General features: G+C 53.1%; 37 protein-coding genes. 22 read left to right on the top strand and 15 right to left on the bottom strand.

The window, feature by feature from the left end:
• Nucleotides 1–35 precede the first annotated feature (35 nt).
• Complete coding sequence (locus AEQ63_RS13730; protein WP_152972365.1) at nucleotides 36–2,066, bottom strand: hypothetical protein; 2,031 nt, start codon at nucleotides 2,064–2,066, stop codon at nucleotides 36–38.
• Between the two features lie 231 nt (nucleotides 2,067–2,297).
• Between AEQ63_RS13730 and AEQ63_RS13725 the strand changes: the two genes are divergently transcribed.
• Together AEQ63_RS13725 and AEQ63_RS13720 are read left to right on the top strand one after the other, a co-directional pair.
• Nucleotides 2,298–2,681: a hypothetical protein gene (locus AEQ63_RS13725; RefSeq protein WP_064363795.1), complete on the top strand. Its 384-nt coding sequence runs from the start codon at nucleotides 2,298–2,300 to the stop codon at nucleotides 2,679–2,681.
• A 26-nt stretch (nucleotides 2,682–2,707) separates the two neighbouring features.
• Nucleotides 2,708–3,814 carry a helix-turn-helix domain-containing protein gene (locus tag AEQ63_RS13720; protein WP_064363794.1) on the top strand — a complete coding sequence of 369 codons (1,107 nt, stop codon included), beginning with the start codon at nucleotides 2,708–2,710 and terminating at the stop codon, nucleotides 3,812–3,814.
• Between the two features lie 11 nt (nucleotides 3,815–3,825).
• Here the strand turns inward: AEQ63_RS13720 and AEQ63_RS13715 are convergent, their stop codons facing one another.
• Complete coding sequence (locus tag AEQ63_RS13715; protein WP_064363793.1) at nucleotides 3,826–4,470, bottom strand: hypothetical protein; 645 nt, start codon at nucleotides 4,468–4,470, stop codon at nucleotides 3,826–3,828.
• A gap of 561 nt (nucleotides 4,471–5,031) precedes the next feature.
• Between AEQ63_RS13715 and AEQ63_RS13710 the strand changes: the two genes are divergently transcribed.
• Both AEQ63_RS13710 and AEQ63_RS13705 read left to right on the top strand, forming a co-directional pair.
• A complete protein-coding gene (locus AEQ63_RS13710) occupies nucleotides 5,032–5,304 on the top strand; it encodes a hypothetical protein (RefSeq protein ID WP_064363792.1) in 273 nt (90 codons plus the stop codon).
• 48 nt (nucleotides 5,305–5,352) lie between these two features.
• On the top strand, nucleotides 5,353–5,814 hold the full coding sequence (locus AEQ63_RS13705) for a hypothetical protein (RefSeq protein WP_064363791.1): 462 nt from the start codon (nucleotides 5,353–5,355) through the stop codon (nucleotides 5,812–5,814).
• Nucleotides 5,815–5,912: 98 nt separating this feature from the next.
• On the opposite strand, the gene AEQ63_RS13700 is transcribed toward AEQ63_RS13705, so the two are convergent.
• The 13 genes from AEQ63_RS13700 to AEQ63_RS13645 all read right to left on the bottom strand — a co-directional run bounded on the left by AEQ63_RS13700 (nucleotide 5,913) and on the right by AEQ63_RS13645 (nucleotide 13,881).
• Entirely contained in the window at nucleotides 5,913–6,206 is a 294-nt protein-coding gene (locus AEQ63_RS13700; RefSeq protein ID WP_064363790.1) for a hypothetical protein, read from the bottom strand.
• 239 nt (nucleotides 6,207–6,445) lie between these two features.
• Nucleotides 6,446–6,673 carry a hypothetical protein gene (locus AEQ63_RS13695; protein WP_064363789.1) on the bottom strand — a complete coding sequence of 76 codons (228 nt, stop codon included), beginning with the start codon at nucleotides 6,671–6,673 and terminating at the stop codon, nucleotides 6,446–6,448.
• A gap of 19 nt (nucleotides 6,674–6,692) precedes the next feature.
• A complete protein-coding gene (locus tag AEQ63_RS28140) occupies nucleotides 6,693–7,007 on the bottom strand; it encodes a hypothetical protein (RefSeq protein ID WP_152972364.1) in 315 nt (104 codons plus the stop codon).
• A 9-nt stretch (nucleotides 7,008–7,016) separates the two neighbouring features.
• Entirely contained in the window at nucleotides 7,017–7,430 is a 414-nt protein-coding gene (locus AEQ63_RS13690) for a hypothetical protein (RefSeq protein ID WP_064363788.1), read from the bottom strand.
• A gap of 206 nt (nucleotides 7,431–7,636) precedes the next feature.
• Entirely contained in the window at nucleotides 7,637–7,909 is a 273-nt protein-coding gene (locus tag AEQ63_RS13685; protein ID WP_152972363.1) for a hypothetical protein, read from the bottom strand.
• Nucleotides 7,910–8,054: 145 nt separating this feature from the next.
• Nucleotides 8,055–8,747 (bottom strand): hypothetical protein, encoded by a 693-nt coding sequence (locus tag AEQ63_RS13680; protein ID WP_064363786.1) that lies wholly within the window; start codon nucleotides 8,745–8,747, stop codon nucleotides 8,055–8,057.
• Between the two features lie 100 nt (nucleotides 8,748–8,847).
• Nucleotides 8,848–9,183: a hypothetical protein gene (locus AEQ63_RS13675; protein WP_064363785.1), complete on the bottom strand. Its 336-nt coding sequence runs from the start codon at nucleotides 9,181–9,183 to the stop codon at nucleotides 8,848–8,850.
• Nucleotides 9,180–9,467 carry a hypothetical protein gene (locus AEQ63_RS13670; RefSeq protein ID WP_064363784.1) on the bottom strand — a complete coding sequence of 96 codons (288 nt, stop codon included), beginning with the start codon at nucleotides 9,465–9,467 and terminating at the stop codon, nucleotides 9,180–9,182. The genes AEQ63_RS13675 and AEQ63_RS13670 overlap by 4 nt, the downstream gene beginning before the upstream one ends.
• 208 nt (nucleotides 9,468–9,675) lie before the next feature.
• Entirely contained in the window at nucleotides 9,676–10,158 is a 483-nt protein-coding gene (locus tag AEQ63_RS13665; RefSeq protein WP_064363783.1) for a thermonuclease family protein, read from the bottom strand.
• A 38-nt stretch (nucleotides 10,159–10,196) separates the two neighbouring features.
• A complete protein-coding gene (locus AEQ63_RS13660) occupies nucleotides 10,197–11,075 on the bottom strand; it encodes a hypothetical protein (RefSeq protein WP_064363782.1) in 879 nt (292 codons plus the stop codon).
• Nucleotides 11,076–11,356: 281 nt separating this feature from the next.
• Entirely contained in the window at nucleotides 11,357–12,106 is a 750-nt protein-coding gene (locus tag AEQ63_RS13655) for a hypothetical protein (RefSeq protein WP_064363781.1), read from the bottom strand.
• A gap of 120 nt (nucleotides 12,107–12,226) precedes the next feature.
• Nucleotides 12,227–13,189 carry a phosphoadenosine phosphosulfate reductase domain-containing protein gene (locus AEQ63_RS13650; RefSeq protein WP_064363780.1) on the bottom strand — a complete coding sequence of 321 codons (963 nt, stop codon included), beginning with the start codon at nucleotides 13,187–13,189 and terminating at the stop codon, nucleotides 12,227–12,229.
• 65 nt (nucleotides 13,190–13,254) lie between these two features.
• Nucleotides 13,255–13,881, bottom strand: coding sequence for a hypothetical protein (locus tag AEQ63_RS13645; protein ID WP_064363779.1), 627 nt, complete (start codon nucleotides 13,879–13,881; stop codon nucleotides 13,255–13,257).
• Nucleotides 13,882–14,542: 661 nt separating this feature from the next.
• On the opposite strand from AEQ63_RS13645, the gene AEQ63_RS13640 reads away from it, so the two are divergent.
• The 18 genes from AEQ63_RS13640 to AEQ63_RS13560 all read left to right on the top strand — a co-directional run bounded on the left by AEQ63_RS13640 (nucleotide 14,543) and on the right by AEQ63_RS13560 (nucleotide 22,910).
• Nucleotides 14,543–16,249, top strand: coding sequence for a DUF4942 domain-containing protein (locus AEQ63_RS13640; protein WP_064363778.1), 1,707 nt, complete (start codon nucleotides 14,543–14,545; stop codon nucleotides 16,247–16,249).
• Between the two features lie 372 nt (nucleotides 16,250–16,621).
• Entirely contained in the window at nucleotides 16,622–16,912 is a 291-nt protein-coding gene (locus AEQ63_RS13635; RefSeq protein ID WP_201784919.1) for a hypothetical protein, read from the top strand.
• A 44-nt stretch (nucleotides 16,913–16,956) separates the two neighbouring features.
• Nucleotides 16,957–17,172 (top strand): hypothetical protein, encoded by a 216-nt coding sequence (locus AEQ63_RS13630; RefSeq protein WP_064363777.1) that lies wholly within the window; start codon nucleotides 16,957–16,959, stop codon nucleotides 17,170–17,172.
• Between the two features lie 132 nt (nucleotides 17,173–17,304).
• Nucleotides 17,305–17,529, top strand: a complete 225-nt coding sequence (locus AEQ63_RS13625) for a hypothetical protein (protein ID WP_064363776.1) — start codon at nucleotides 17,305–17,307, stop codon at nucleotides 17,527–17,529.
• A 48-nt stretch (nucleotides 17,530–17,577) separates the two neighbouring features.
• Nucleotides 17,578–17,829: a hypothetical protein gene (locus AEQ63_RS13620; protein ID WP_064363775.1), complete on the top strand. Its 252-nt coding sequence runs from the start codon at nucleotides 17,578–17,580 to the stop codon at nucleotides 17,827–17,829.
• A gap of 105 nt (nucleotides 17,830–17,934) precedes the next feature.
• Nucleotides 17,935–18,654 carry a hypothetical protein gene (locus AEQ63_RS13615; RefSeq protein ID WP_064363774.1) on the top strand — a complete coding sequence of 240 codons (720 nt, stop codon included), beginning with the start codon at nucleotides 17,935–17,937 and terminating at the stop codon, nucleotides 18,652–18,654.
• Nucleotides 18,655–18,674: 20 nt separating this feature from the next.
• Entirely contained in the window at nucleotides 18,675–19,031 is a 357-nt protein-coding gene (locus AEQ63_RS13610; protein WP_064363773.1) for a hypothetical protein, read from the top strand.
• A gap of 17 nt (nucleotides 19,032–19,048) precedes the next feature.
• The gene (locus tag AEQ63_RS13605; protein ID WP_064363772.1) at nucleotides 19,049–19,324 is read left to right on the top strand and encodes a hypothetical protein; all 276 of its coding nucleotides are present in this window, start codon (nucleotides 19,049–19,051) and stop codon (nucleotides 19,322–19,324) included.
• A 109-nt stretch (nucleotides 19,325–19,433) separates the two neighbouring features.
• Nucleotides 19,434–19,967, top strand: coding sequence for a hypothetical protein (locus AEQ63_RS13600; RefSeq protein WP_064363771.1), 534 nt, complete (start codon nucleotides 19,434–19,436; stop codon nucleotides 19,965–19,967).
• 96 nt (nucleotides 19,968–20,063) lie between these two features.
• Nucleotides 20,064–20,324, top strand: coding sequence for a hypothetical protein (locus AEQ63_RS13595; protein WP_064363770.1), 261 nt, complete (start codon nucleotides 20,064–20,066; stop codon nucleotides 20,322–20,324).
• Nucleotides 20,325–20,333: 9 nt separating this feature from the next.
• Nucleotides 20,334–20,489: a hypothetical protein gene (locus AEQ63_RS28645; protein ID WP_161806080.1), complete on the top strand. Its 156-nt coding sequence runs from the start codon at nucleotides 20,334–20,336 to the stop codon at nucleotides 20,487–20,489.
• 18 nt (nucleotides 20,490–20,507) lie between these two features.
• Nucleotides 20,508–20,750 (top strand): hypothetical protein, encoded by a 243-nt coding sequence (locus AEQ63_RS13590; protein ID WP_064363769.1) that lies wholly within the window; start codon nucleotides 20,508–20,510, stop codon nucleotides 20,748–20,750.
• An 11-nt stretch (nucleotides 20,751–20,761) separates the two neighbouring features.
• Nucleotides 20,762–21,115, top strand: coding sequence for a hypothetical protein (locus AEQ63_RS13585; RefSeq protein ID WP_064363768.1), 354 nt, complete (start codon nucleotides 20,762–20,764; stop codon nucleotides 21,113–21,115).
• A 247-nt stretch (nucleotides 21,116–21,362) separates the two neighbouring features.
• A complete protein-coding gene (locus tag AEQ63_RS13580) occupies nucleotides 21,363–21,683 on the top strand; it encodes a hypothetical protein (protein ID WP_064363767.1) in 321 nt (106 codons plus the stop codon).
• Nucleotides 21,684–21,787: 104 nt separating this feature from the next.
• Entirely contained in the window at nucleotides 21,788–22,063 is a 276-nt protein-coding gene (locus tag AEQ63_RS13575) for a hypothetical protein (protein WP_064363766.1), read from the top strand.
• 12 nt (nucleotides 22,064–22,075) lie between these two features.
• Nucleotides 22,076–22,315, top strand: a complete 240-nt coding sequence (locus AEQ63_RS13570; protein WP_064363765.1) for a hypothetical protein — start codon at nucleotides 22,076–22,078, stop codon at nucleotides 22,313–22,315.
• Between the two features lie 13 nt (nucleotides 22,316–22,328).
• Nucleotides 22,329–22,562 carry a hypothetical protein gene (locus AEQ63_RS13565; protein WP_064363764.1) on the top strand — a complete coding sequence of 78 codons (234 nt, stop codon included), beginning with the start codon at nucleotides 22,329–22,331 and terminating at the stop codon, nucleotides 22,560–22,562.
• A gap of 9 nt (nucleotides 22,563–22,571) precedes the next feature.
• The gene (locus tag AEQ63_RS13560) at nucleotides 22,572–22,910 is read left to right on the top strand and encodes a hypothetical protein (RefSeq protein ID WP_064363763.1); all 339 of its coding nucleotides are present in this window, start codon (nucleotides 22,572–22,574) and stop codon (nucleotides 22,908–22,910) included.
• Nucleotides 22,911–23,197: the final 287 nt, after the last annotated feature.

The following is a 23,197-nucleotide window of genomic DNA, read 5'->3' as shown; positions in this document are numbered from 1 at the left end:
CCAGCCTCAACTGGGGCTTTTCATTCAGGCCGTCGTCAGTTTGTAGACACCACCGTCAGATGCTTACCGCAGTACCCAATGACTACCACGCCATCAATAATCTCGAAATAGATACGCATTCCACGAGCAGATCCCGAGCAGTTTCCGATGCCAATGTGCTTTTCAAAAAAAAGCGACTCACCGTCTACTCGGAACGTTCTCTCTGAGCGCATCGCAGGAACCAAGCCAACGCTCTGAGATTCTTTGGCGCTGTACGCTGATCCGAGAATGTTTCTCGCTTCTGAGTCAGGTAGTCCATTTCTAAGCGCGTCACAATAGTCGAAAACAAGCTTGTCCAGCAGGTCCAACATACGCGCTGAAAACTCAAACCTTTCTGACTCTTTGGCAGATCTCCAGGCCGAAGGCAGGATTCTTAATCTTCCTTGGGCCAGCGTAGACATGAAGGTCAGAATTTCAGTGGGTGTGAGTTGTTCAGGATCGTTTATTAGCTTGCGCATCACCGCTGTTGGGATCTGGGCAATTGCGCTACAAGGACTTCCTTCATCCGCTTCCAGGTGAGCTGCCTTAACTCGAAGGTGGTGAGTATCACGCTTGAGGCTCTGCAGTTCGGCGCTCAGCGTTGAAACCTCCTGCAGAGCAAGCTCCAACATTTGGGACTCATTACCTCCCTCTGGGATTTTGGTTTCCAAGTGAGAGCCCTCGACAAGATTCGTCCAGCCCGTCATCACCGAAGAAAGCAATTCGAATGGGCCCAACAACTTATGAGCCGCATCAGCAATCAGGCGCTCAATGTCTTGGGTTGCAGCAGAAACCAACGATGCCTCATTAGAAATCGCCTGAACGTCCAGGTGGGTCTTCTGAGAAAGGCTCAAGATGCTTGCTCGCCTCTGAACGATTTCCGCCGTGCGCTCTTCGACTACCAAAACTTGCGTTTCCAGCTCCTTAAAATACGTAGCAAAATCGACTTTTGACCACAGAGGTGACAGTACGGCTACGTGGGCCTCAACCAGTGGCCCCGTATGCTCTTGGAGCTTGAAATCGTCGACTACACACAACGACCCCAAGCTCTGACGCTCGCCTTGAAAAGCTGCACTTTCCGCCTTTTCGAGTCGACTGAAAAAATCTTTGAGCCTTGGCAGCACATAGGCATTGGCGACCTCCTCCGCGGCTATCGTGAAACCTGCTTTACCATCACCCCACATTGCGTGAAGACTCGCCATAACACGTAGCAGATCGGTAGGATCGGACCAGTCCGCGTCGAGCTGTCGGGTTTGCTTCATCAGCGCTCCCCTCAAGGAGTGAGCAGACGTTAGAGGCAGACGCCCCTCAGCCCGGTGATGTTTCTCAATGGAGAGCTTGTGGGCCAGCACACCATTCAGTGCATTTCCTACCTTTTTACTGGTACTCAGCTGCGCAAGTGGAACATGAGTATCGATCAGCACCGTCATACAGGCGTATGCAGCGAAACAGGCTTGGAAGTACCGCTCTCCTCTTTCCGATTCGATCAGCTCCAACACGTCACGTAGAACCATCAAGGGGCTATAGAGCAAATCACTCCAACCAAAGCTGAACGCATACCTCGAAGCCGGAAAGCGTTTACAAATCGCGGCCTCAACTTCGGACGGATTCCCACTATTCAGTACCGACTGTTGCCGCTCTATTCCCTCGGGCCCTATCAAGTTTTCGATGAATGACCCGACGATCGACATTGGATCGAACTGGTCGAGTTGCTGCAGAGGCAGTTGCTTCGCTAACTGATGTAGCAGGTCAGGCTCTGAAAAATAAGCCGTTAAAACATGCGCGTCTTCCTGGATCTTCATTTGTTTTCTGCTGACCCAGGTACTACGAATTTTTACCTTTCGCAGCTTATCCGCCAAATCCTTTACTCGCTTATGCGAGCCCAACACAGCAACCCAGGCATCTGCTGCATCGCTCGTGACAAAGCATAAAGGTAATGGGGGCACATCCAGCGTTAATGCTGAAGGGAGCGCAAGATGCTCAGAATAACCTGCATGCCTAAGGGTCGTATTGCCGCCACCAGCAGCGCCATGCACAGAAATTGCCATATAAATCATTGCTCCATGTCTGGGTGGTAACGAACGCCGCCCACCTTTCAATTCAAGCTTCCATTACAAACTTTGAGTTTGCCGCTTTGCCGAGGATTCACTTTTATCGGCATACACACAGGTATCTAAACCCTGAAGGGTTGAGCGCCGATCCCAATAGTCCTACTCCATCCCCAACGTTGCATTTTTCTGGGGCGCTGGATACTCCCGCTATCGAAATGGGAGTACTCCATGATGAGCATTACGAAAGAAGTCCGAAGCGTCCCTTGCGGCCTTCAATGGTCAGTTAAAAACCGTGACATGACGCGACAACTCCGCTGGGGGTTCAGCGTTTCACTGGAACAATGCGACGATCAAGCACCTGGTGGACGCAGCCTCCTGAGGGTGTTCTTGCAAGCGGAAATTCATGGGGAATGCCAACAGGTTCTCGACACTCACCTGTTTGGCCAGGAGAGCTATTGGGAAGCCTGCTGCCAGGCAAAGGCATTCATTCGTAACAATGTGAAGCCCCTTATTTCAGAGCTCATCGCTAACCTGTTTCTGCCACCTGACGACGTAAATACCCGAGCTGTAATCGCCCCATTTTCTCCCCGCACGGCGATCTGCCTGCAATGACCTTTTCCAGCTCAGGAGCTTCATCAGTGGACATTCTCTACCCCAACATTCCGTGGGCTCTTCGGTGGGAAGCAATCAAACGGGCTTTGCACGATGCCAACACTTCGCTCGAGCGCATTGCGCGTGAAACTGGCGTTACAGCTCCAGCAATGGTCAAAGCCAAACACTACCCCTCCGGACAGCAGGCCATCGCCGACGCGCTTGGAGTCGCACCTGAAACGCTTTTCCCCGAGCGTTACAAAATAGTCTGGAGCGACCACCATCAACAGGAGATCAATCGGGTAATGGGGCCGCTATTAGGGCTAAGTGTTGGTGAATCGCAGAAGCAGTTCCGAGGTACGATAGAAGCCTGGTCAACCCAACCAGTTGATGTCAGCACGATGCCAACAGAGCCTAAGGCTAAGTGGACCTGGATCAAGGATCACCTTAGAGAGCGTGGCTTGGGAATCAAACAACTAGCCAATGAGTTGGGCCTGCGCCGAAGCGCTATCTACAATCTCGCGCATCATGCATACGAAAAGCCTCAAACGCTCATTGCCAAGTGCTTGGGCATAGATCCCCAATCGATATGGCCTGATCGCTACACGGCGGACGGTTCGCCTCTCAAATCCCGTGGCAGCAAACCTGCCTTTGCAACGCAACGAATAATCGACCCGCGTCATATGCTTGATCTGGTTGAAGGGCTCTGGCTTCCCATCCAAACGATCGAGGGACTTCCCGGTATCGCGTCACGAAGGGAATACGTCAGCGGCCAGGCTGAGCGCGAAGGATGGAAACTTCGAGAGCGTGAAGGGCTTATTGAGGTGGCCTTTGAGTGCCTTCCTAACCTTGCCAAGCTGCACCTGACCAGAGGATGGACGCCAAAGGATTTGGAAACGTCGGTCTCAGATGTTGGCGATTCAGGGAACACATTGGATCGCAGTGTGGAACTGAGCCGTGATCCACTGGCTGATCGTCATTTTGTGTTGAGGATGTCGACCTTTGGCCTCACAGGGCTCGCAGAACTTTCACTTACCTGTTTGAGGTCGAGTACCGGCGAGATTTTGAGTGAGCTCACAAGCGAGGTATCCGCCAGCAGCCTGCAACAGCTTTCACTGATCCTGAACGAGGTCAGAGGCTTCGCGGTTCGGTAGAGTGGTCAGTGTCACTCTTTCTCTTCAAGATCCACAAAGCTGTTCTTGTACTGGCTAATAACGGCACCTAACTCCGCGCTTTCGCCTTCGATGTAGTCAGGCCACGGCACAAACGGAGCGCCGCTGAACTGGTTCATGATGAACCCCTTCGGGCAACGATATTTAGCGGGTTGACCTTCAATAAATTTAGCCAAGATCAAGTCACTGCCACACTTCATGTCAGTGACTGACTCTCTGAAAAATTTGAAATTCACCATGCCAGAATTATCGTCGACAAAGCTTAATTGCTTTATGGTCGCCATCACACCTACCCCTCCTAGCACAGCACTGAGGACGAGCGCGCCCATCGACCAGAACCTGATCTGCTTTTTCAGCATTAGTGGCTGGACAAGACCATAGAGCGCGTGAGCGACTATCAGCAGAGCGCCGATCAGAGATAGCGAGACGACTAAAACACCCTGGGAAGGACTGACCTCCGCACCGGAGCTAAATCTAGCAGCGTCATAGAAGGTTGTGATAACTGGTGCAGCCATCAGCAGCGGAGCCGCAAGCCAAAAGAACGTTCGGACGCTCGACTGAAAATCGCTGAAAAAAAGCGCTTTAACGTGATTCGTAATCGCTAAAAGGAGGAGCGCCGTGCAAGCCAATACAAACATGTTGATCCCATTGTCCAGAAAGTGGACGGATTTTATCTAGTCCGTAGCGCTCAGCAAGCCAAATGCTATGTAAGTTTCATTAGCGCATCGCAACGACGCCCCAAAAGGTCGCTTAAAAGCTCTGCGTCCTGCGCTACGTCTACAGGGTCACGAACCAGAGCTGTCTCCAAGGCAGTATTAAGCCAACGACTGGTGGACGGAGACGAAACCAGAACCCGGATTTCTTCGTCCAGTTTGGCCAAACCATTTTGCTCGACAGGCATCTCAGACCTCACCATGAGTAGTAGAACGTGCCCCCATTATCCGCTGCGTGTATGGAGGACGCGTCATGATTAACCCCTGGCCAGGGGAAGGCTATAGATCCTCATAACTCCTCCCTAACACGGCACCGCCCTAAATTCCGCTGGTCGCTGGTTCAAAGACAACGATCAGCCCCCTTATAGGGGCCCATTGCGGATCCATCTTGTCGATCGTCATGGGACAATTGTGATTCCTGCCAGACCATTCCCCCCCTCGGCAGATGCAAAGCTCGAGCAACTAAACATCAAGGAACTGAGCCTCATGCATAGCTCATCGCAGATTCACGAACAGCGGTCGACAAGTCGTCCATTGCACACCTGGGAAGGTGAGACCGACGTGATCAAAACCGCAACTTTTGGCGGTCAGCAAATGACGGCGATGCAATGGTCAGAGGATGGATCTGAATACGCTCTTATCTACCTGGGGCAGACTTCTACCGGATATGAATCACTCACTGAGGCACAGCTCGCCGCCTCCAGCTTCGCGATTTCTGTCCTTGCAAAGATGAGCGCCTCAATCTCTGCCGTAGCTTGATCCCCGACGCCATTCTACAATCAGGCTTTGCCAGGATCCGGAAGCCTCATGCCCCACCTCGACGCCTCAGTATTATTCACGCTTGGTGACTTCAAAGCAGACATCGCAAAGCTTTTACAGTCGTCTCCTGTCATCTACGTCTGCGAACAAAGCCCTGAAGGGGCTTATGTTGTCCAATTGGATAAGTCCAAGCACCTTGTTGTCGACGATAAGCAGGGGCTAGCCGTATCACTTGGAGATCTGACCGCAAAGGTAAAACCGTCACGGGATGGCGGACGCATGGAGCTTCGCTTTCGCGCAGTAGAGCTTGACGTGTATGGAAGCGGTGACCACGCCCAGGTGAGCTCTGAGCATGGGAAAGGGATAGTGTTTAAAGAAGGTGTCAAAGTCGTGCTGATTTTCGGCGCTGAAACGCCTATCGAGTCTGGCCTGACTGGCGTATTGAAAAGTGAAATCAGTAGGGTTGCGAAATGGCGAGGCGGTGTCCTGAAATTCAAAGCTTCGCAATAAGCTCCCTCCCCCGAGCGCCGAAGAAGAATCTTCTCGCCGGTACGTAGTTTCTTCACCGGCAAGGAGCACGCCCCAAGATCGCCGGGGCGTGGAGCTGATTAGGTCCTCTCGCTTTTGTACCCCTCTAGAACATCAACAACGCCTGCCTCTGCGAGTCGCTCACCAAACAACCTATTGGCCATCAGTCGTGGTCCGCGAAGGATCAGGGCACCATGATCAACCGCGTCTTTGAACCAGTGCTCAGTGATCTCCGATTCGGTGAAACACCCACCAACAACAATGCCATCGGCTTCGACAGCAATGTATGCCTCGTCGGTTTGAAGAGGAGCTGTGTGTGCTGTAACGGCTGTAAACCCTTCAGGTAAATCAAACTTGTGCTGCTGTTCGCGCATCGTTACTACCTCGTTTTTCGGACGCGAAATGTCGTCCCATGAAATCCTCCCACGACCCAAAAAAATGCAAGCCAGCCGTCTGCTCCCAAAAGTGGAACAATCATTAATTCTGAAGGAAGTGAGGCAGCTCGTTTATTCTGAAGACTGGTCTGAAGGTGCATCCTCCGCGAGGCTTCGATACTCCGCAGTGCCCACCAGAAGTGAAATAGCCCCGACTGGCGGCCTTCGTCGACAGTGCACTAGGACATTCCCGGCGCTGAATGAGCGTCGATAAACTCTGCGGTTATTCCTTCGCCGTGCTCCCCTTCACCGCTCGCGTAGTCAATGACACTCACCAGCACGTCTGAAATGTCATCGTGACCGTACTCAGCCTCGAACGCTTCAACCCAGGCAGCCTGCGCAGCCGCCGCCTTTGCGTGAGCCTTTGCCGCAGCCCTTGCCAGTCTCACCAACGTTTTGCTCGCCATTGTTCCGGTCCCCTTTTGTTCAAAGCACCGGATAGCACGACGGTCGATCTTTCGAATCAATGCAAAGTTGTAAGTCGCTACCGCGAGCTTTGATAGTCACAGCGTCACCTTTCGACGCCGATACTGCAGCTTCCGTTTGATACCAGCCTTCGGATGTTTCTACAGTCGTAACCGTTGAAAAAGTGGTTTCGTGCAGTTGTAGATCGTTCACGACCCCAGCAGGACGAATTGTGGTTTGAGGCCAATACACATAGGCCAGCACACTAATAACAATTGCGACTACAGCAAATGTACAGCCACCAATTTTCCCAATATCGATTTCATCGTCCACCATGTTGCCCCCTTAGGCTTTGTGTCTGAATCGCAAGAGTGCAGGCGCCAAATAAATAAAAGTGCCTGCGACCAGGAGATATAGCCAACCACGAGCCAAAAGACGAAGTCGCTCAGGAGTTAACCCATCACCGATCTTTGCCATATCAATAAAGAGGTCGATCAGCATCGCAGCAAAAAAACCAATAATTCCAACGATTACCCACAACGCAACGAATAGTAGGGTGTTGCGAAATGGTGTTGATCTATAGCCACTGAGCACAGACGGAGGGGCAGACTCAGTCGACGCCTCCACTTTAATCTCTCCTTGAAGATCAGCTTCGATATCTGACACCGAACATTCTTTATTTCCGACAACCAACACCGTCAAGATTCGCCCTGATTGAGTGATGACTCTGAATTTTGTTTGGTTTTGTTGAGCCCGCATATCGTGACGACTCCGTATCATTAAAAAAAACATGGGTGGTGGACTGCTCAACAAGCTCTGATCTCAAAAGGGCCTTGGTGTTGTCGATCAGGGGTTGCTCCAACAGGGGCGTAGTCACCGCGTTCTGTTCATTTTGGACGCGAATCCGCGATCATGTACCGCTAAAGCCCGCGACTCGGCGAGCTTATATTGGGCATGTAGAATCTTTAGCCTCTAGGCTTAGGATCTCGCAACCAGTAAGCAACACCGGCCATGAGGAGTTGAAGGATGGTCGCGAGAATCACAATGGTTTTGATCGCGCCTGGAAACGGCTCAGCCCACTGCTCACTCCCCAGCCACAGCGCCACAGCGCCAATGACCAAAAAGGTCATTGTAATTTTCTGATGACCGCCACTGAGCTGGTGAACTACAGCGGCGATCGCCGAAGAGGCAAAAAAGAGCCCAACCAGAAATGGCGGAACAAGGTCGAAAATCAGCATTTTTCTTCTCTGCGGATCATAGTTCTCTACTATTTTCAGCTGGTACGCACACATCCGTGTCAGAGGAACTACCGCCATCGTAGGTGCCAACATCGCTATCGAGTTGTGAGCGTGATGGCTGGGATAGTGCGTTACTGGTGGTTTCTTACACGTCAACGCGTTGCTCAAAGAGGCCTGCATAAACCCCTTCTTCCTGCATCCGCTGGAGGGCTTTGAAAAGCGGTTCAAGTGGTTTGTACACCTCAGGCTCGATGCCAAGAATCGCATCAAGGAGGTCAATTACAGTTGCGCCCTCTGGCAGATCCGCAAGAACCGATATGAAAGTCGCCCTCTGGCTTTCATCGAGCGTTACGCCTGCTGCATGCTCAAGCAGTTGCAACATAAACACTGACTCCCTGCGGGCAGCGGTCAAAGGATCGAATCCAGAAGATTTTTTATTCGCTCCAAGCAAGAAACTGTTGCTTTTAACGAAGCTGGAAGCCTCGGAAAGATCCACCGACAGCTCGTCGCCGGTCGAGGTTTTGAACTTCAAAGTGTGCACATTCGAACCGAACGAAACGAGGGCGCCTGCGTGCGGTGCTTTGCTCAACTTGGCCTTCGCCTCGTTTTCAATGTGAGCGACCATCCTGGCCAAAATTCCTGCCTCGTCCTGGTTGAGCGCTTCCGCGTCCAGTAAACCAACCACGTATGCCTTCGTAACCAAAGTCGCCTCATGGATCGCGGTTTCAGTCGCAGCTGTCGCAACCTGATTGACGTTGGCATAGAAATTAGCCTTGATGCGCTCGCTCAAGTTCGGGAGTTGGCTTTCCCAAACGATCTTGTAACCGCCAATAGTCATAAGTCCTTCCCTTCCGTTCTCGAGCACGAAAATCGTGCTTGTCTCTAAGGCCACGGCCCGGTTTTGAGTCCGGGGCGATCGTTCATCCAACCAACATCCTTTACCGCCCAGGAGTTGCCAAAATCATCACTGGGTGGCCCGTAACCTTACCCGGTTCGAAGAGAACAACCAGCGATTGGCCAGCCTTTTTGGGTGTCATGATCGAGAATCCATTCGCTGCAGAACGAATATTCCACTCTTCCGGATTGCTGATCACAGCAGAGCTAAATTGCTTCGCGTTTATGCAGAGGCTTTCTTTCACTTCAATCCTTGTAACCCCCGCCACTTCGGTGCTCAGGTCATCCAGCGAAAGGATGGATCCGCACGCGGGTTGAAGCGGCTCAGCTAAAACAAATGTCGAAAACAATGCCAGAGCGATTCCGAGGGTCAGTTTCACGATTTTTCCGCTCTAATGCGATTGTCTTGGCAAGTGCGTTGTAGCCCCCGCACGTTATTTTCAACCGGTTCAAGACTAAGGACATAACTGCTAGAGAACGCCGCCACTCCTGAGCCGCCAAGCCCAAAAGCTAACCAACTCAGGGTCGAAAGCCAACCATCATGCCCCCCGTTCAGAAAATGATTCCCCAGCCCCCCTATGGCGCCCAAAATCATAAGCACGCTGAAGGCTGCGCCGATGATTATCAGAACAAAATTTTCATCATTCTTAGCTGATTTACTCATAATCCAACACTTTGGTTAGGTGAACGGCAAAGCGGCATCTCTCTGCGATCACAGCCCCACAAATGCAGGACTATGGCGCTCCGTTTAAACAGTGATGCATGCCAATTGCCGCGATCATCCCATGACAAGAAATAATGCAAACCCTTAACTGCCCCCAAAAAAGGAGCAGTTATGCGTTCCAAACCGTGGGGACATTCAACGCGATGCATCACTTTGAGTGGCGGTACTCCCAGGGTGCCGTCGGTTTAGGGTCTCGCCACAAGCCGAGTTGCCCCCGCCGCGCTTCCTCTTCTAATGCTGGAAGCCTGCTGTCACGGTTGTACCGCGCATACACCCAGGCGTATCCCGCCTTAACCTGCTCAGCGTTTACGTCCAACCCGCCAACAGAAAGCGAGCCAATCGTTCGACCATATTTATCACGGCCATGGTCAACAACATCGACCAATTTCCCGGCCACCATGGAGGCCAGGTTTTGCTTCGATCTTTGGCCATAGGCTTGGCTTTTTTCCGGCGCATCGATGCCCGCCAACCGAATACGTCTTTGCTCATGCTGATCGGTAAGCACTTCGACGGTGTCTCCATCGAGAACAGCTACAGTCACGCCGCGGAAATTGTCAGCGGACCAAGCAATCAAAGGACCGCCTAAAGAGGTACATAGCAACAAGATTGTGAGAGAACGCTTTAGGGTCACGATAAAAGCCTTGAGATTGGTTGTGCTGGTTGAGAGTTCTAGCGTGACGCTGACTCGAAAATTGGGCGCCGACTTTCCCAGAGATGGGCGTAGTTTGGCTCAGCTAAATCTCGGACCCAGGGATTGGTTCCAAGACGCTGACTGATTTTTCTTAAAGTCGTCTCGAACTGCTCATAATTTTCAGAGCAGATCCTGACCTTCACAGCGGACAAAACTCCTGGAGAGACATACCGGCGCTGTGAAGCCTCAGCCCTACCCAAGAGCTCATCAAACCATGCTTCGGGCATACCCGCGGCTTGAAACTCTGCCGAACAGGAGAGGCGTCCAGGATCACCCGTCAAATCTTCAAACCAAATGCCAAGCTCCATATATCTGAGCTCTTGCACCTCACGATCACGCAGTGGCTCGCAGATTTTCGAGATGATTTTCACTGACATCGCACCCGCATCAAATGCAGCCTGCTCAATAGTTAAGGTTTCTAAACGAGTCAGACCGCGTCCGTCAGGGCGCCTAGCAATAATTTCAATCGCAGGACGAAGGGTGAAAAATCTACCGCGCTGTAGGTGATTGAGTACGAGATTCAGTTGGGCACTTAACGCATCAGCGTCAGCAATGAGATCCTTCCCACGAGAGAAAGTCGGCAGCGTAGACGTGTCAATGATCTCGGCATTAGCCGTGATCTTGTTCGCCTCGATCTCAATTTTTATGGGGGCATTTCCTTGCCTGCGCAATATGAATGGGCCGACGAAACCTATGCCCAGCGATAAAACAATGAGCATGGCGAACAACAGATTATTAAAACTTTGCAAAACAGCCTGCCCCATGAACTGCATGGGAAAAATCAGGTGAGTAAAATTGTTATCAATGATCCCCGCCAGGGAAAAAAGGATCAATAAAACAGCACTATATCGCCCCATCGTTAGGATGCTCTTTAGCAGTTTGTTTGTGTTTTACGCCTACTTTCACAGGCAGTTCGACAGGAACGCAAAACAGGCCCCAGGCAATTACCCGCCGAAGTGTCCTCCTTACCCAATCTCTCCTCGGAAGATTGTCTTCAACCATCACCGCATACGCCCCGGACGCCATCAATCGAGCAGACCAATACCGAGACCAGACGCGCGGAAGATGCATGAAAAACCAGCGACTCACTGCAGACGGTTGACCACCATCTGCAGCTGGCTCGCGATCAGCGCCCTCTTCAATATTCAATCTGGACTTCGCCCAGGAGCACATCTGGCAGGCGCACAGGTACCCGCTCCATAATCCGATCGATGATTTCAGAAAGCGGTACCTTTGGTTGGCTGGAACAAATCTCGAGCTCAGATAGTCGGCGAGCGACCCTCTTTTTCCTCACCTCAGGTGTCGGAATCTGGGCATGGATCAAGCTCGGGTTGTAGAAAACCAAGCTGTAGTCATCCCATGAGACCACGCTGTAGGTCACTCCAACCGTACGAGGCGTACTACGCCCTGGCAGCGCAGAATTCCACGCCTCTTGACGTGAATTCCATTCATCATCGGAAATATCTTCTGGTCGATCAGTGGAGGTCTGGAAGTGGTAGTCCTTGAAGCCGACGCCAAGCAATGCCTCGCGGTAGCCAAGATCCGATTCAACGTAATAAATCGCCAGTACGTTACCGTTCGAAGGGATCAAGCAAACATCGAACGTGAAATCCCACTCGGTATTACGAACGCCTTTCCCGAGCACAGAGACCTTGGCCAAGTCGAATTTTTCCATGAGTTTCCAGGTTCTAAACGGCTGGATCTGTTCGCCCAGTACGCAGAAGTTTGCAGCTAAATCGACTGAGTAAGCCATCTCACGGGCACACACCTTGGCAGCTGCTTGTTCGGCAGCATCGACACACTGTGACTTGATGGATACAAGATGCTTCAGCGCTTGCTCAATTGAGCTGTCTCGCAGAATCAACCCGTTGTAGATCTTGGTACTCATTGCCGGAATCCTTAGTCGATGCATGTCAATAGCAGTGCCTGACTCATGGTTTCATGCGAAGCCTGAGTCGTTGCACGGGGTTCAACCCCGTTCAGGGGGTAGTTTTTGAACTCGTAATGATCAGTAAGCCGTGGCCACGCAATGGCCGTGGCTCATGCGGTACTCCCTGACTCGCTCATCCGACCAATCTCCGAACATTCTTCCGGCCTCCTGGATCTTCTTGGGCAGCAAGTCGAGTCCGAACACGCCATAGTTTCGATTCACCACTTTTGGGCCACTTTTCGTGGAAACGATGACGCTCTCTTGGCTTCGGTGTTTCTCGATTTTCGCAGCTTCAAGTTCAACCCACATTTCGAGGTGTGCTGGTTCAAAACGCCTCAAATACTCAAGCTCTTGCAGGCTGAGCCACGGACAGCTGCGGCAGTTAGATGGAGGGGGAACCATTTGGCCTGAATTGGCGATGTACTGCTGACACGCATCACGGTCCATACCGAGATCAATCAAGGGGTACAGATTCGAAATGCTTTCTCGGTACCAGCGATTGGGGTTTTTATCAGGCGATGCGACGCGGCGCTCTTCACCCTTGGCAATGCCAAGCATCACCTGAATTTTTCCGTAACACGCGGCGAACTCGCGTATTCCCTGCTTCCTGTTGCAGACAACCCCATACCTTTTACTCAGCCACTCCTCGAGAAACCTGTAGATGGGTTGAATCTTCAACCTGTCAGTGCAGGTCTTCGGATAGGCCTTGCTGCCGATCGTCCCTTTCGTACGGTAAAAGTGCGTGAGTGATAGCCAGCTCTCGGAATGAAATCCCATATCAGCTGTGAGGAAGTGAAACTCGATACCCTCGCTCTGGCAACGACGCCGAACATTTTCGACATGCACGTAGGTCTCGGGGTACTCATCACCCGTGTCACTCATGACCACCATGAAGTCGCGCGGCGCATACTTTTTACGAAACGCCGGATCCTGAATGTACAGCTCAAGTAGCGCGGTCGAATCCTGGCCACCTCCGAAGCTAAGTACTGTCAGACGGGACTCTTCGGGGTGGAACAGGTCAAGGTTTTGATGGTTCTTCATTTCGCAGGCACCGGATATTTAGAGCCAGTCTCCTACGCCCTCAGAAAATGCAACCGCGCGCGCAGTCAGGTTGCTGGAGGGGTATGCCCCAATGATGCGGCTAACTCTTTCTGCTTTGAGGTCAATGCAGGCCAAAACGTATGGACGTGGCCTGAAACCATTCCCCTCAACTCTTCCTGAAGATCCGCGGGCTTGAGGTTCACTTTGAACGCAGAGGGATTGTGGTCGATTCGATGACTGCGAAGGCGCCAAAAAATACTGTAAGCATGCTTGGGTGAAAGCATGGCGTGCTGTCTGTAGTAGTCCAACGCCAACTGCAGAATGGAACTTCCTTCAGACCCTGCCAATCTCTGCAGCGCCGCCAGGCACGAATCCATCTGCATTTTTTTCATCAGATGGTTCAGGTGTTTTTTGGCGTCGACGTCCGTGACTTCTTTTCCTTGCTCAAAGACGGGGACTTGGTATTTGAGAATGCAATGCGAGCCCACCCAGAGCGTTTTCTGCGTAAACCGATTGCGAATTTCAAAGTGGTACCGCAACGACTCCTGCTCGCAAAGCTCGCAGGTTTTTGTAGGTTTACCGTAGTCGTAAGCCCGCTCCGTAAACAGCCACTCAGTAAAAACCTCAGGGAGCGTGTCGCCGACGGACAACGGCAGAATGTTGTCTTGAACTCGTTGCGGGAATGAAGCCATCTCATTTTCTCTCTGGCCAGGGGTCGTCTTCAGACTTTGGCACCTGTCAGCTCGAAAACGGATCGGATCGTCCCCCCACATGGAGGTCCAAGGGATAGAACAGCTTACAGGCGAGGCCACAGCGTCCAAATCCGACAATTAGGCGTTTTTCCAGATAGAAATGAGTGTGCCGAATTTCCGTTTCACTAATTCCCTGACCAGGCTAGAGGTGCAGATCTGTCGGGATTGAGCACCAGGACATCTCAACCACGTATTAAGCGCGGCGCCCTAATTTTGAAACCCGGAATTTGTAGTCGACCGGTCTCGATTCACCGCGCAAAACCAAGGTTCGGCAACTTGTGGGCATGCCCTCCTGCGGTCGGTATTTGAGTGGCATAGGACATTTTCATAGTCCATTTTGAACAGTGAACGAATATACGTTGCGCCTACATTTACCTCTTCTGATGAAGGCTTGCCGTACACGGCATTAGTCACTATCAAGCCCCCTTGCATTTTTAAAACTGGTGAGACACTAGGAACGATTGCAATGAGCCTCCCGGCGCCCTGCCAATCCACATGCAACACCCATCGAGATCCTTACAACCACGGTTTCCGCACCGACTAAACGCACCTCCTTAATTGGGGGTTTCGGCAGTATCGAAAACTGTAAGAGATCACCAGCATGACAGACCTATCCCACGCCAAAATCGGCGATATCGTTGAGGACGCTTCGGAATTTTTCGCGCCCGTATCCGCTGACCTGGTAGATGGTCTGATTGGCGGCTATCTCTCTGAACGAGGGCGTATCGAGCAATTGCATGAAATGATGACCGGCGAAGGATTTAGCAGCGCCCTCTGGTACTTCATGGAAGGGAATACAAGCGATCAAGGCCGCTACTACACCACCGACGTCGCGCGGTTGATGCAACTCGAACCCGCGATTGCCACTCTCAATGCATCCTACTGGGGCAAAGCCTTATCGCTCACAGACGTTTATGAGTGCATGCCTCAAAAACGCCGTACGGAGTGGCAAGAACAGATCCGCAATCCGATGGGCAAAAAGTCATCGTCTCGTCGACATAACAATGAGTCACAGGACGAATGGGAGGTGCACCCGCTCCCGGAATTCGAAGAGACGACGGTACGTTCCACCCTGAACGACTTACTGCTGGCCCGTTCCAAGTTTTTCGCCGAGCGTGTAGACGGAATTTTCCGGGCGCTTTCAGGCGAGCACGTCACCAACAGCCCAGCTGCCTTCGGCAAGCGAATGATCGTTGCGAACATGATCACCAGCTACGACACCATTGATTACGAGCGTGCAGGCTATCTAAATGATCTGCGCTGCGTCATTGCAAAATTCATGGGGCGCGAAGAGCCTCGCCACGGCGACACTGGGCCACTGTTGGAAGTGTTCCGGCGCCGTACTGGTGAGTGGTATGAGGTGGACGGTGGCACCCTGCGCATGAAAATGTACAAGAAGGGTACATGCCATATTGAGGTGCATCCGGACATGGCATGGCGCCTAAATGCGGTGCTGGCCAGCTTATACCCGGCGGCTATTCCCGCCAGCTTCCGCACTAAACCCACCGCAAAGGGCAAGCAGCATAAAGTGTTCGGTCGCCCGCTACCATTCGCGGTAATTACCATGCTGTCCAAGTTGCGCTCAGAGCCAAACAAGCCAGTGCGATACGACCGCTGGGAGGAGCCACGGCCACCGCTGACAGCCAACCCTCATGCCCTTCAGTTCGACTATGGCGATCGCAGTGAGGCAGTACAGGCCGAAGCCGAAAAGGTTCTTGCGATGATAGGAGGGGTGCGCCACAACAAGAATGCACACGTTTGGTTTGAATTCGAGTTCAGCCCACGCGAGGCCCTTGATGAGATTATCGTCTCTGGCTGTGTGCCAGACCAGCGGGCTCATCAGTTCTATCCGACACCTGATGAGCTAGCAATCCAAGTCACCGAGTTGGCCAACATCGGCGAAGAGCATACTTGCCTGGAGCCTTCTGCAGGCATTGGTGGCATCGCCGATCACATGCCCAAGGATCGAACGCGTTGCGTTGAGATCAGCGACCTGCATTGCAAGGTGCTGGAGGCCAAGGGCTTCGACGTTACCCAAGCTGATTTTCTGAACTGGGCAGGTTCAACGGCTGACCGGTTCGACCGTGTTGTAATGAACCCACCATTTAGCGAAGGCCGCTGGCTTTCTCACCTGACCGCGGCTGCGGGCCTGTTGACGGCTGGCGGACAAGTCACAGCCGTGCTGCCCGCCAGTGCCAAAAACAAGGACATGCTCCCAGGATTCGAACTGGAGTGGTCGCGCGTAATCGAGAATGCTTTCGCCGGTACCACCGTGTCGGTGGTCATCTTGGTGGCCCGGAAGCAATAGGCCTCGAAATTGCCCGAGCCCGCCCAGTGCGGGCTTTTTTCGCGCATTTATTTCAGAGACCGCTGAGCCGACGCCCAATGTCAGATTATTCTTAACCGCGCGGACGCGCATTGTGCGCTCAGTCACAGCTCCAGTGTCAGGGTTGAACAGTGAGCTCCGATTTCGACTGAATGCTAGCTCAAGCTGGAGAAGCAAACATTTGGTTCCGGATATCTAGCCGTCGATTAAGTCACCATACGGAGAGCCGTCGAATTGGCCCTTGTCTAGATGCGTAGAGGGGGCTGGATTTGGGCTTGCATTCTCCGCAGTCGTGGGACGATTCCATCGAGTTGGGATTTGGCGAGCTGCCTTTATTCCGCGAACGAGGGTCACATGGTTTGGCCCGAAACCTTATTGTCGTGGGAAAGCAAGATGGGCAAACACATTAACAGCACCAAACTCACAGAGACCCTAACGCTTTCAGAGTGCAGCGACGGCTTCTGGCTGTATGACAATACTCGCGGCATGAATCTAAGTATGCGCGCTAAAACCACACAGGATGCCCTCGTAGAGTGCATTACCTACTACCAAGAGCGACTCGCGCAAGTGGAAGGTGAGCAGCGTGAACTAACTGCCAAGGTTGACGCCTTCGTGAGCCAGTTTGTGGAAAGCGATGACGCCTAACGGCGTGCGCTTACCTACCCAGCGAAGTGATAAAGGAAAGCAAAATGCCGCAGACAAATGCACTGAAACTAGCTCTCGAAGCGCTAACCTTGGCGGTTGAATGTGGCGGCGAGACTGACCGCGAAATCTATATCGAGGCTAAGCAGAAGCTCGATAAACTGGTGCGGAAAGTTGTCGCTTATGGTGTGGCGATGGATAGCGCCGAGCGACCACCAGAAGGCGCAGATTACAACCGGCTATTGTCGATCCTCGAAATTTAACGCTTACATTGAAGGACTGGAGATCATCGCTCCAAGGAAAAGTCGTCCAGGTACACCCCAAGCCCTGCCCTCAAAAGCGGGGCCGAGGACATAGGAGGCGCAATTCCGCGCTTTGGTGAGGAGATTATCGCAATGGCATCGAAACCTGAGCTTAACCAGCGAGACCACCAGAATATGGACGAGTTTCTCGGCCACGTGTTGGACGGCTACAAGACTGGCCAAATCACAAAAGACGCTGCTGTGGGTGCCTTGGCTCATGTAATGGCAGCACTTGATTTGGACAACTATGCCGAAGCCCGATCTTGGTTCGAACAAGGGCGGAAATTTTTAGCCGAAGAGCCGTATAGCGCGGGCTAAAAGTTGGTATCCGGCCCCGGTTCACCGGGGCTTTAAGGAAAAACGCCCATGACTACTACCTATTCACCCGACAATGGCTGCCCTAAGTGCGGGGGCCAGTCCGGCTACAGCTTCACAATGACTGAACGACACGCCATGGGCGGCGCCTGGGGGGATTTGGCGTCATCCGGCGACAATGGCGACCAGCGCTATAGCTTGGTGTCCTGCGAAGACTGTGGGCACAAATTCCAGATGGTGACACTGATCAATCTTGGGGCAATACCAGGACCGGAAGCCGCATGCGTGCCGCGCTTCAATTAACCGCAAACTGGTTACTGAAAAGATTGCTGCAAACCTCCGGCCCGAAAGGGCCTTTGGCAGTACTAGGACGTGGTTTCCCGTCTGCGAATCGAAGGAATGTAACTAATGAGAGTTCGCTCGATGTTGTTAAATGACCATATGGTTCGTGCCGTGTTGCAAGGGAGAAAGACCGTTGCCCGGTTTGCTGTGGAAGGTGCCGCTGCGAAGTGGTTAATCGATCAATCACCGGAGTGGGTTGCAGCTCGCGCTAATGAGCTCTGCGTGTACGGTCAGCCCGGTGATCGGCTGTGGGTGCGGGAAAACACCGAGGCCCAACTATCGCCCTGCGGTGCAGTGATTTTATCGCGCTACGCCGCAGACAAAGCGCCGGTGCTTTATTCGGGCTGTGACGATCCAGAATTCAACGGATCTGTAGCCCACTGGGACTATTCGAAGAATGTGCGGCCAGGTTCACGTATGCAAAAGTGGGCCCGGCGCATCTTGCTTGAGGTCACAGCTGTCGGGATCGAGCGGTTGCAATCAATCAGCGACGACCAGTGTGTCGCCGAGGGAATCATTCCCGTGCCAAAAATCAACCCTGCGAACGAACATGAACGCCAGTTCTGGCGTGATTACCATTTGAGCGGCGATGGATCTTCATGCGTTCACACGGCACGTGAGTCGTTCAAAACGCTATGGCGTCACAATAACGGTTGGTCGTTCCCAAAAGGCGCAACGCTTGAGACCAGCGCGCCTAATCGCTGGGATGCCAACCCTTGGGTATGGGTTGTTGAATTCAGGCGCATTGAGAAAGGCCAGTCGGCCACCTGCCGCGTCGCCGCTTAATTGTTATTGGAAAAGACCACATGATTCTGGGTAGCTTTGTTCGAGCAACAATTCGCCATGTCGAGAACGTCGAACCCTGCGATGACCCCGCTGACTTCTACAGCGGGCCGGAATTCGACAGCTTCACTGTGACAGTGGAGCGCGGCCCAGCCGAGGCTTTTTTGTCATGGTTTCACCAGACAAACGAGTACGGACTTTGCCGTGTTGGTGACACCGCCGAGTTCATAGACTTCGGTTCGTCCGATTCGCTGGACGAAGACAAGGTGATCGAATTTACCTTCGATCAATTTTTCCCTCTCTGGCTGGAGCACGCAGCAAGCCGTGCGAAAGCCGACATTGCAGCGATGGCAAGCGCAGCCCTGTGCAATCAGAACTGAATACACGGAAAACGACCATGGCGACGCTGACCCTGGCCCTCAAGGGCGAATACTTCGATGCGATCCGGGCTGGCACCAAGCCCGAGGAATTCCGTCTGCTGACGCCGTACTGGCGCAAGCGCCTGGAAGGCCGCATCTATGATCGCATCGAGCTGACCAAGGGTTACCCGGCGCGGAGTGATTTAGCCCGTCGCCTGTCGCTGCCATGGCGTGGCTACCGCGTGACGACTATCACCCACCCGCACTTTGGCGGTGAGCCGGTCGAGGTGTTCGCAATCAACGTGCAGCAGTGAAGGAAAAGTAGCCCACTGCACCCCAAGCCCCGGCCTAAGAAACCGGGGCCGCGGACGTAAAGGACGCCCTACAGTGTCCATCCTATCGAAACGTAAGGAGACACAACCCATGCCGCTTGATGAAACCAACCAGACCGAGTTCGATAAACTGCACACTCAGATCCATGAGGCGATCCACGCCGACCATGAGGTTCGTTGGATGCAGACCGTAGGCGGTTTTTCGGGGCGCCGCATGCCCGAGCAAGGCATGTTCGTGAAGACTGGACCGCATGGCGGCTCGATGCGCGGCTCAATCGGTTGGGTTGCCCAAGTGCGTCTAAAACAGGGCCAGTTCGGTTCGGACAATTACATCTTGTGTCATGCAGGCAACAGCGGATGGTTGATGCAGCACTCAAACAATGTTTTCTATCCGCTAACCCCTGACGAGGTTGAGCTGATCCGACCATTTTTTGCTGATCGGCTGCCAGAGAACGAGGATTTCAGTCATGGCTATACACTTGGCAGCGAAGACACTCGCGCTTTTGGCTTCCTGATCAATCCGCCCGAGGGGTTTGAGACACGTGGCGGTGAAGGGGCGCGGATGCAAATGTCCACCGTCGGCGCCGATGGGAGCAAGACCCTCACTGACACCGTTTTTTTATAGAAAGAGTCGCCCGCTACATCCAAGCCCTGCCCTAAGAAGCGGGGCTAGGTGCATAGAAGGACGAACTTTTCGCATCCATAGGAACCTGGGGAAATTATGACCATTGAGCAAAACAAGCCTTCTTCGTTGAAGATTCTGACCGATCCGTTGACCCTTACCTTGGACAACGAATCGTTGGAGGCATTGAACGTGTTCCGGCAGGCGCGCTGTGCCTATTTCCATCGCCCCGCAGGACTCAATCAGGATCAGATCGATGAGTTGAGAAATAACTGGGAGGCAGCAGGCCATGAACTTGGGGCCTGGGTCGCATCTGAGGCACGTCGGGTCCTGGGTGAGCTGGACGCGATCGACAGGTAGGTAAAGTCGATGGAATTCGAAGAGTGGAAGGACGAAGCCGCCTGCTACCTTGAGGACGCAGGCATTCCTTACAGCGCAGCGCTTGATGAAAAGCTGTTCTCGCTCTGGCAGTCAGGTACGAAGCCTCACGAAGTGATCCGCGAGTTTTCGGGATCGGCCAGCTAACGGAAAAAGGAATCGAAGATGGCCAATCAATCGGAAAACCGAGAGCTTGAATTACTGCGTTCAGAGCTTGCAACGGTCAAAAAGGTGGCGGCTGGCAACCTCGAGTTACTGCTGGAAAATGAATCTCTGCGCGTCAAGTTGGATAGCGCTTTGGCCGTGCTTCGTAAGACTGATATGACGCCGCTCGACCGGTGGTATGCAAGCGGTTTGCACGTCGAAGTCGCGCAGATCCTCCGTGACAACGAATCATCGTCCAGTTGAAGAAAAATCTCATGGCGAACCCATTTAAGCATCACCTGCGGCTCAAGCGTCCTTGCACGAACTGCCCGTTTCTCAAGCAAGGCGCGATTGAGCTCGCACCAGGTCGTTTAGACGGGATTATTGCCGGGCTGATCGAGGATGACCACAGCACGTTCCAATGCCATAAAACCGTCCACTCCGCTCGTGGCGGCGAATGGGACGATGATGGCAACTACGCGCCGTCAGGCCATGAATCCATGTGTGCAGGCGCTGCGGCCTACCTGTTGAAGCACAAGCGACCAACCGTGGGCATGCGTATCGCTTTCGCCATGGGCGCAGCGTCACCAACCGACTGGGACGATGCCCAGGCAATGACGATCGAGTAGAAGGGAACTAACGATCCGGACGGCGCATGGCGTTTATTTGATGGTCATTGCGGCAGAACCGGCCAGCAGTGCGCAACCCTTGTAAAATTTCCCCGGTTAACCGTCAGCGGGGTCGGCACCCAGGATGCCCTCATCGTGTCGGCTTTCGATTTGTAATGGGCAAGTAACGGATAGGCCTTGGCCTCTAAACCGGGGCCGAGTACGTAATACAACACCAATTTTCACGTTCACCCAGAGGATTAGGGCAATGAGTTTTGAAAAAGAAGCACATGAAGGTCGCAAATTTGGCGTGGAAGTAGTGCCAGCTACTGCAGCACCCCTTACGCCGGAACAGTTAATCGAACAAAACAAACAAAGCGCCATTGGCTACGTGCGCTCAGATATTGCCATGCTGTCCGAACAAAGCGACGACGGCGAACGTCGCGCCTATCATCATCGTGCGAACGCTGGCTTGCACGCGATCCGCGCTGGCGGTTTGATCACACTTGAAGAGCTTCGCGCGATCGGAGACGAAATCGGCGCTGCGAATGAACAAGCTGTGCGCCAAGTACTCGCCGCACAGCGCTAAAAAGGTCGCTCAATTGCACCCAAAGCCCCGTCCCTCAAAAGCCGGGGCCAAGTCAGTAGGAGAGGCGCGGTTTTCGCGTCCGTGATAACTGCGTAGGAATGACAATGAAGGACATTTTTCAGCCACAGAGCGAACCAGCAAAAAGCATTTATGAGGCTTTTCAGCTGGAGGCGTCCATGCGCGATGGTCGTAGCCTCGATGAATGGCAGGCTGCTGAGCGGACCGCCGTACACCGTGAGGCTGCAATTCAAGCCCGAAAACTGGGGCTGCATGTGCTAACGATGGAACAAGTGGAGCAGGCCGAGCGGCACGCTTTTGGCTCTATTGATTACGGGTCAAAGTGGGCCTCGGCGGTAGTCAGCGCAATGCGTCCACTCTGAAAGGGAACAGAAATGGCAATCACCAGTACCAAAGCCAATGACGCCCAGCTCGCTTGGCTCAAGCAGTATGAAGACCATACCGGTTTCGAGCCGCTGCATCAGGAAGAATTCGACCGCGGCGAAATGACTTTTGCCTCCGTGGCGCGAGCCAATATCGACTGGTTCGAAGCCTGGTCGACGGATGCTCATCTGGCCATCCAGAGGAACAATCCATCCGATCCGGACGAAGACGACTCGCACGCCGCTGGCTAAGAGGAAAACGACCATGGCAACGAAAGCACAGTTCGATGCGGCAGCCCAGCGCCTGCTGGGTGAAGAGAAGTTCTCCAACCTGCTCGGGTCTGGCTTCTCCCGCCCGGACTTCTGTCGGGAAATTGCTCAAGATGAATTCATCGACAACCTGTTCAGCCCGTCGACCAAACAGGCTGACCTCGATCTGATTCGTCGGGTCGCTAATCGCCTCTGGAAGGGCGATGGCGTCACCGGCCTGGACGACTAAGAAAATTAGATGCGCTCGTTTTTTGCCAAAGCCAAAACGGCTGTGTTCGTTTCAGAACCGGATATTCAGGCCGCGCTAGACCATCTGCGCGCTCTTCCGTACTCAAAGGCCGATTCAACACCTCGGGCATGGGATCGCCAAGGCTTGTTGGTTGAGCTACAGGAGCAGGTGAATAGGGGCGCGCTCCAGCAGATAGGCGACATGCAATCAATTGGCCCAGGTGTATGGGCTTTGGTGAAGCCGCTGGGAATGGATTTGTTGCGCATGCCCGGCAAGCCAGAAGGACTACAAGTCTGGCTGCTTTTACGCAGCGTCGGCACAGATCCATCCGCACTCACTGAGTTATAGGCATTAACGACGACGACCGTGAAACGGCTAATAGGAGTACCTCAGTGGAAACCCAGTCTGCACACGAAGAGCACCCATTACTGCTAGCTGCCATGGTGCAGTTGATCGCTGACGTTCCTGCTGTCGTATGGATTGTCGGGGACACGTGGGTACGGTGCGAAAACTGTGAGTACACCATTGACGCTGACGAACCTGCGACACGTGAACAAATTCGTCAACTTCTGGTAGACACTGACGGGAACGCTCAGCAATGGCTGAGCAATTGACGATGGAAAGAGCGGGTACTT

It is taken from the genome of Pseudomonas sp. RIT-PI-o (assembly GCF_001297215.1).
GTDB lineage: Bacteria > Pseudomonadota > Gammaproteobacteria > Pseudomonadales > Pseudomonadaceae > Aquipseudomonas > Aquipseudomonas moraviensis_A.
This window is presented reverse-complemented; position numbering and strand designations above follow the sequence as displayed.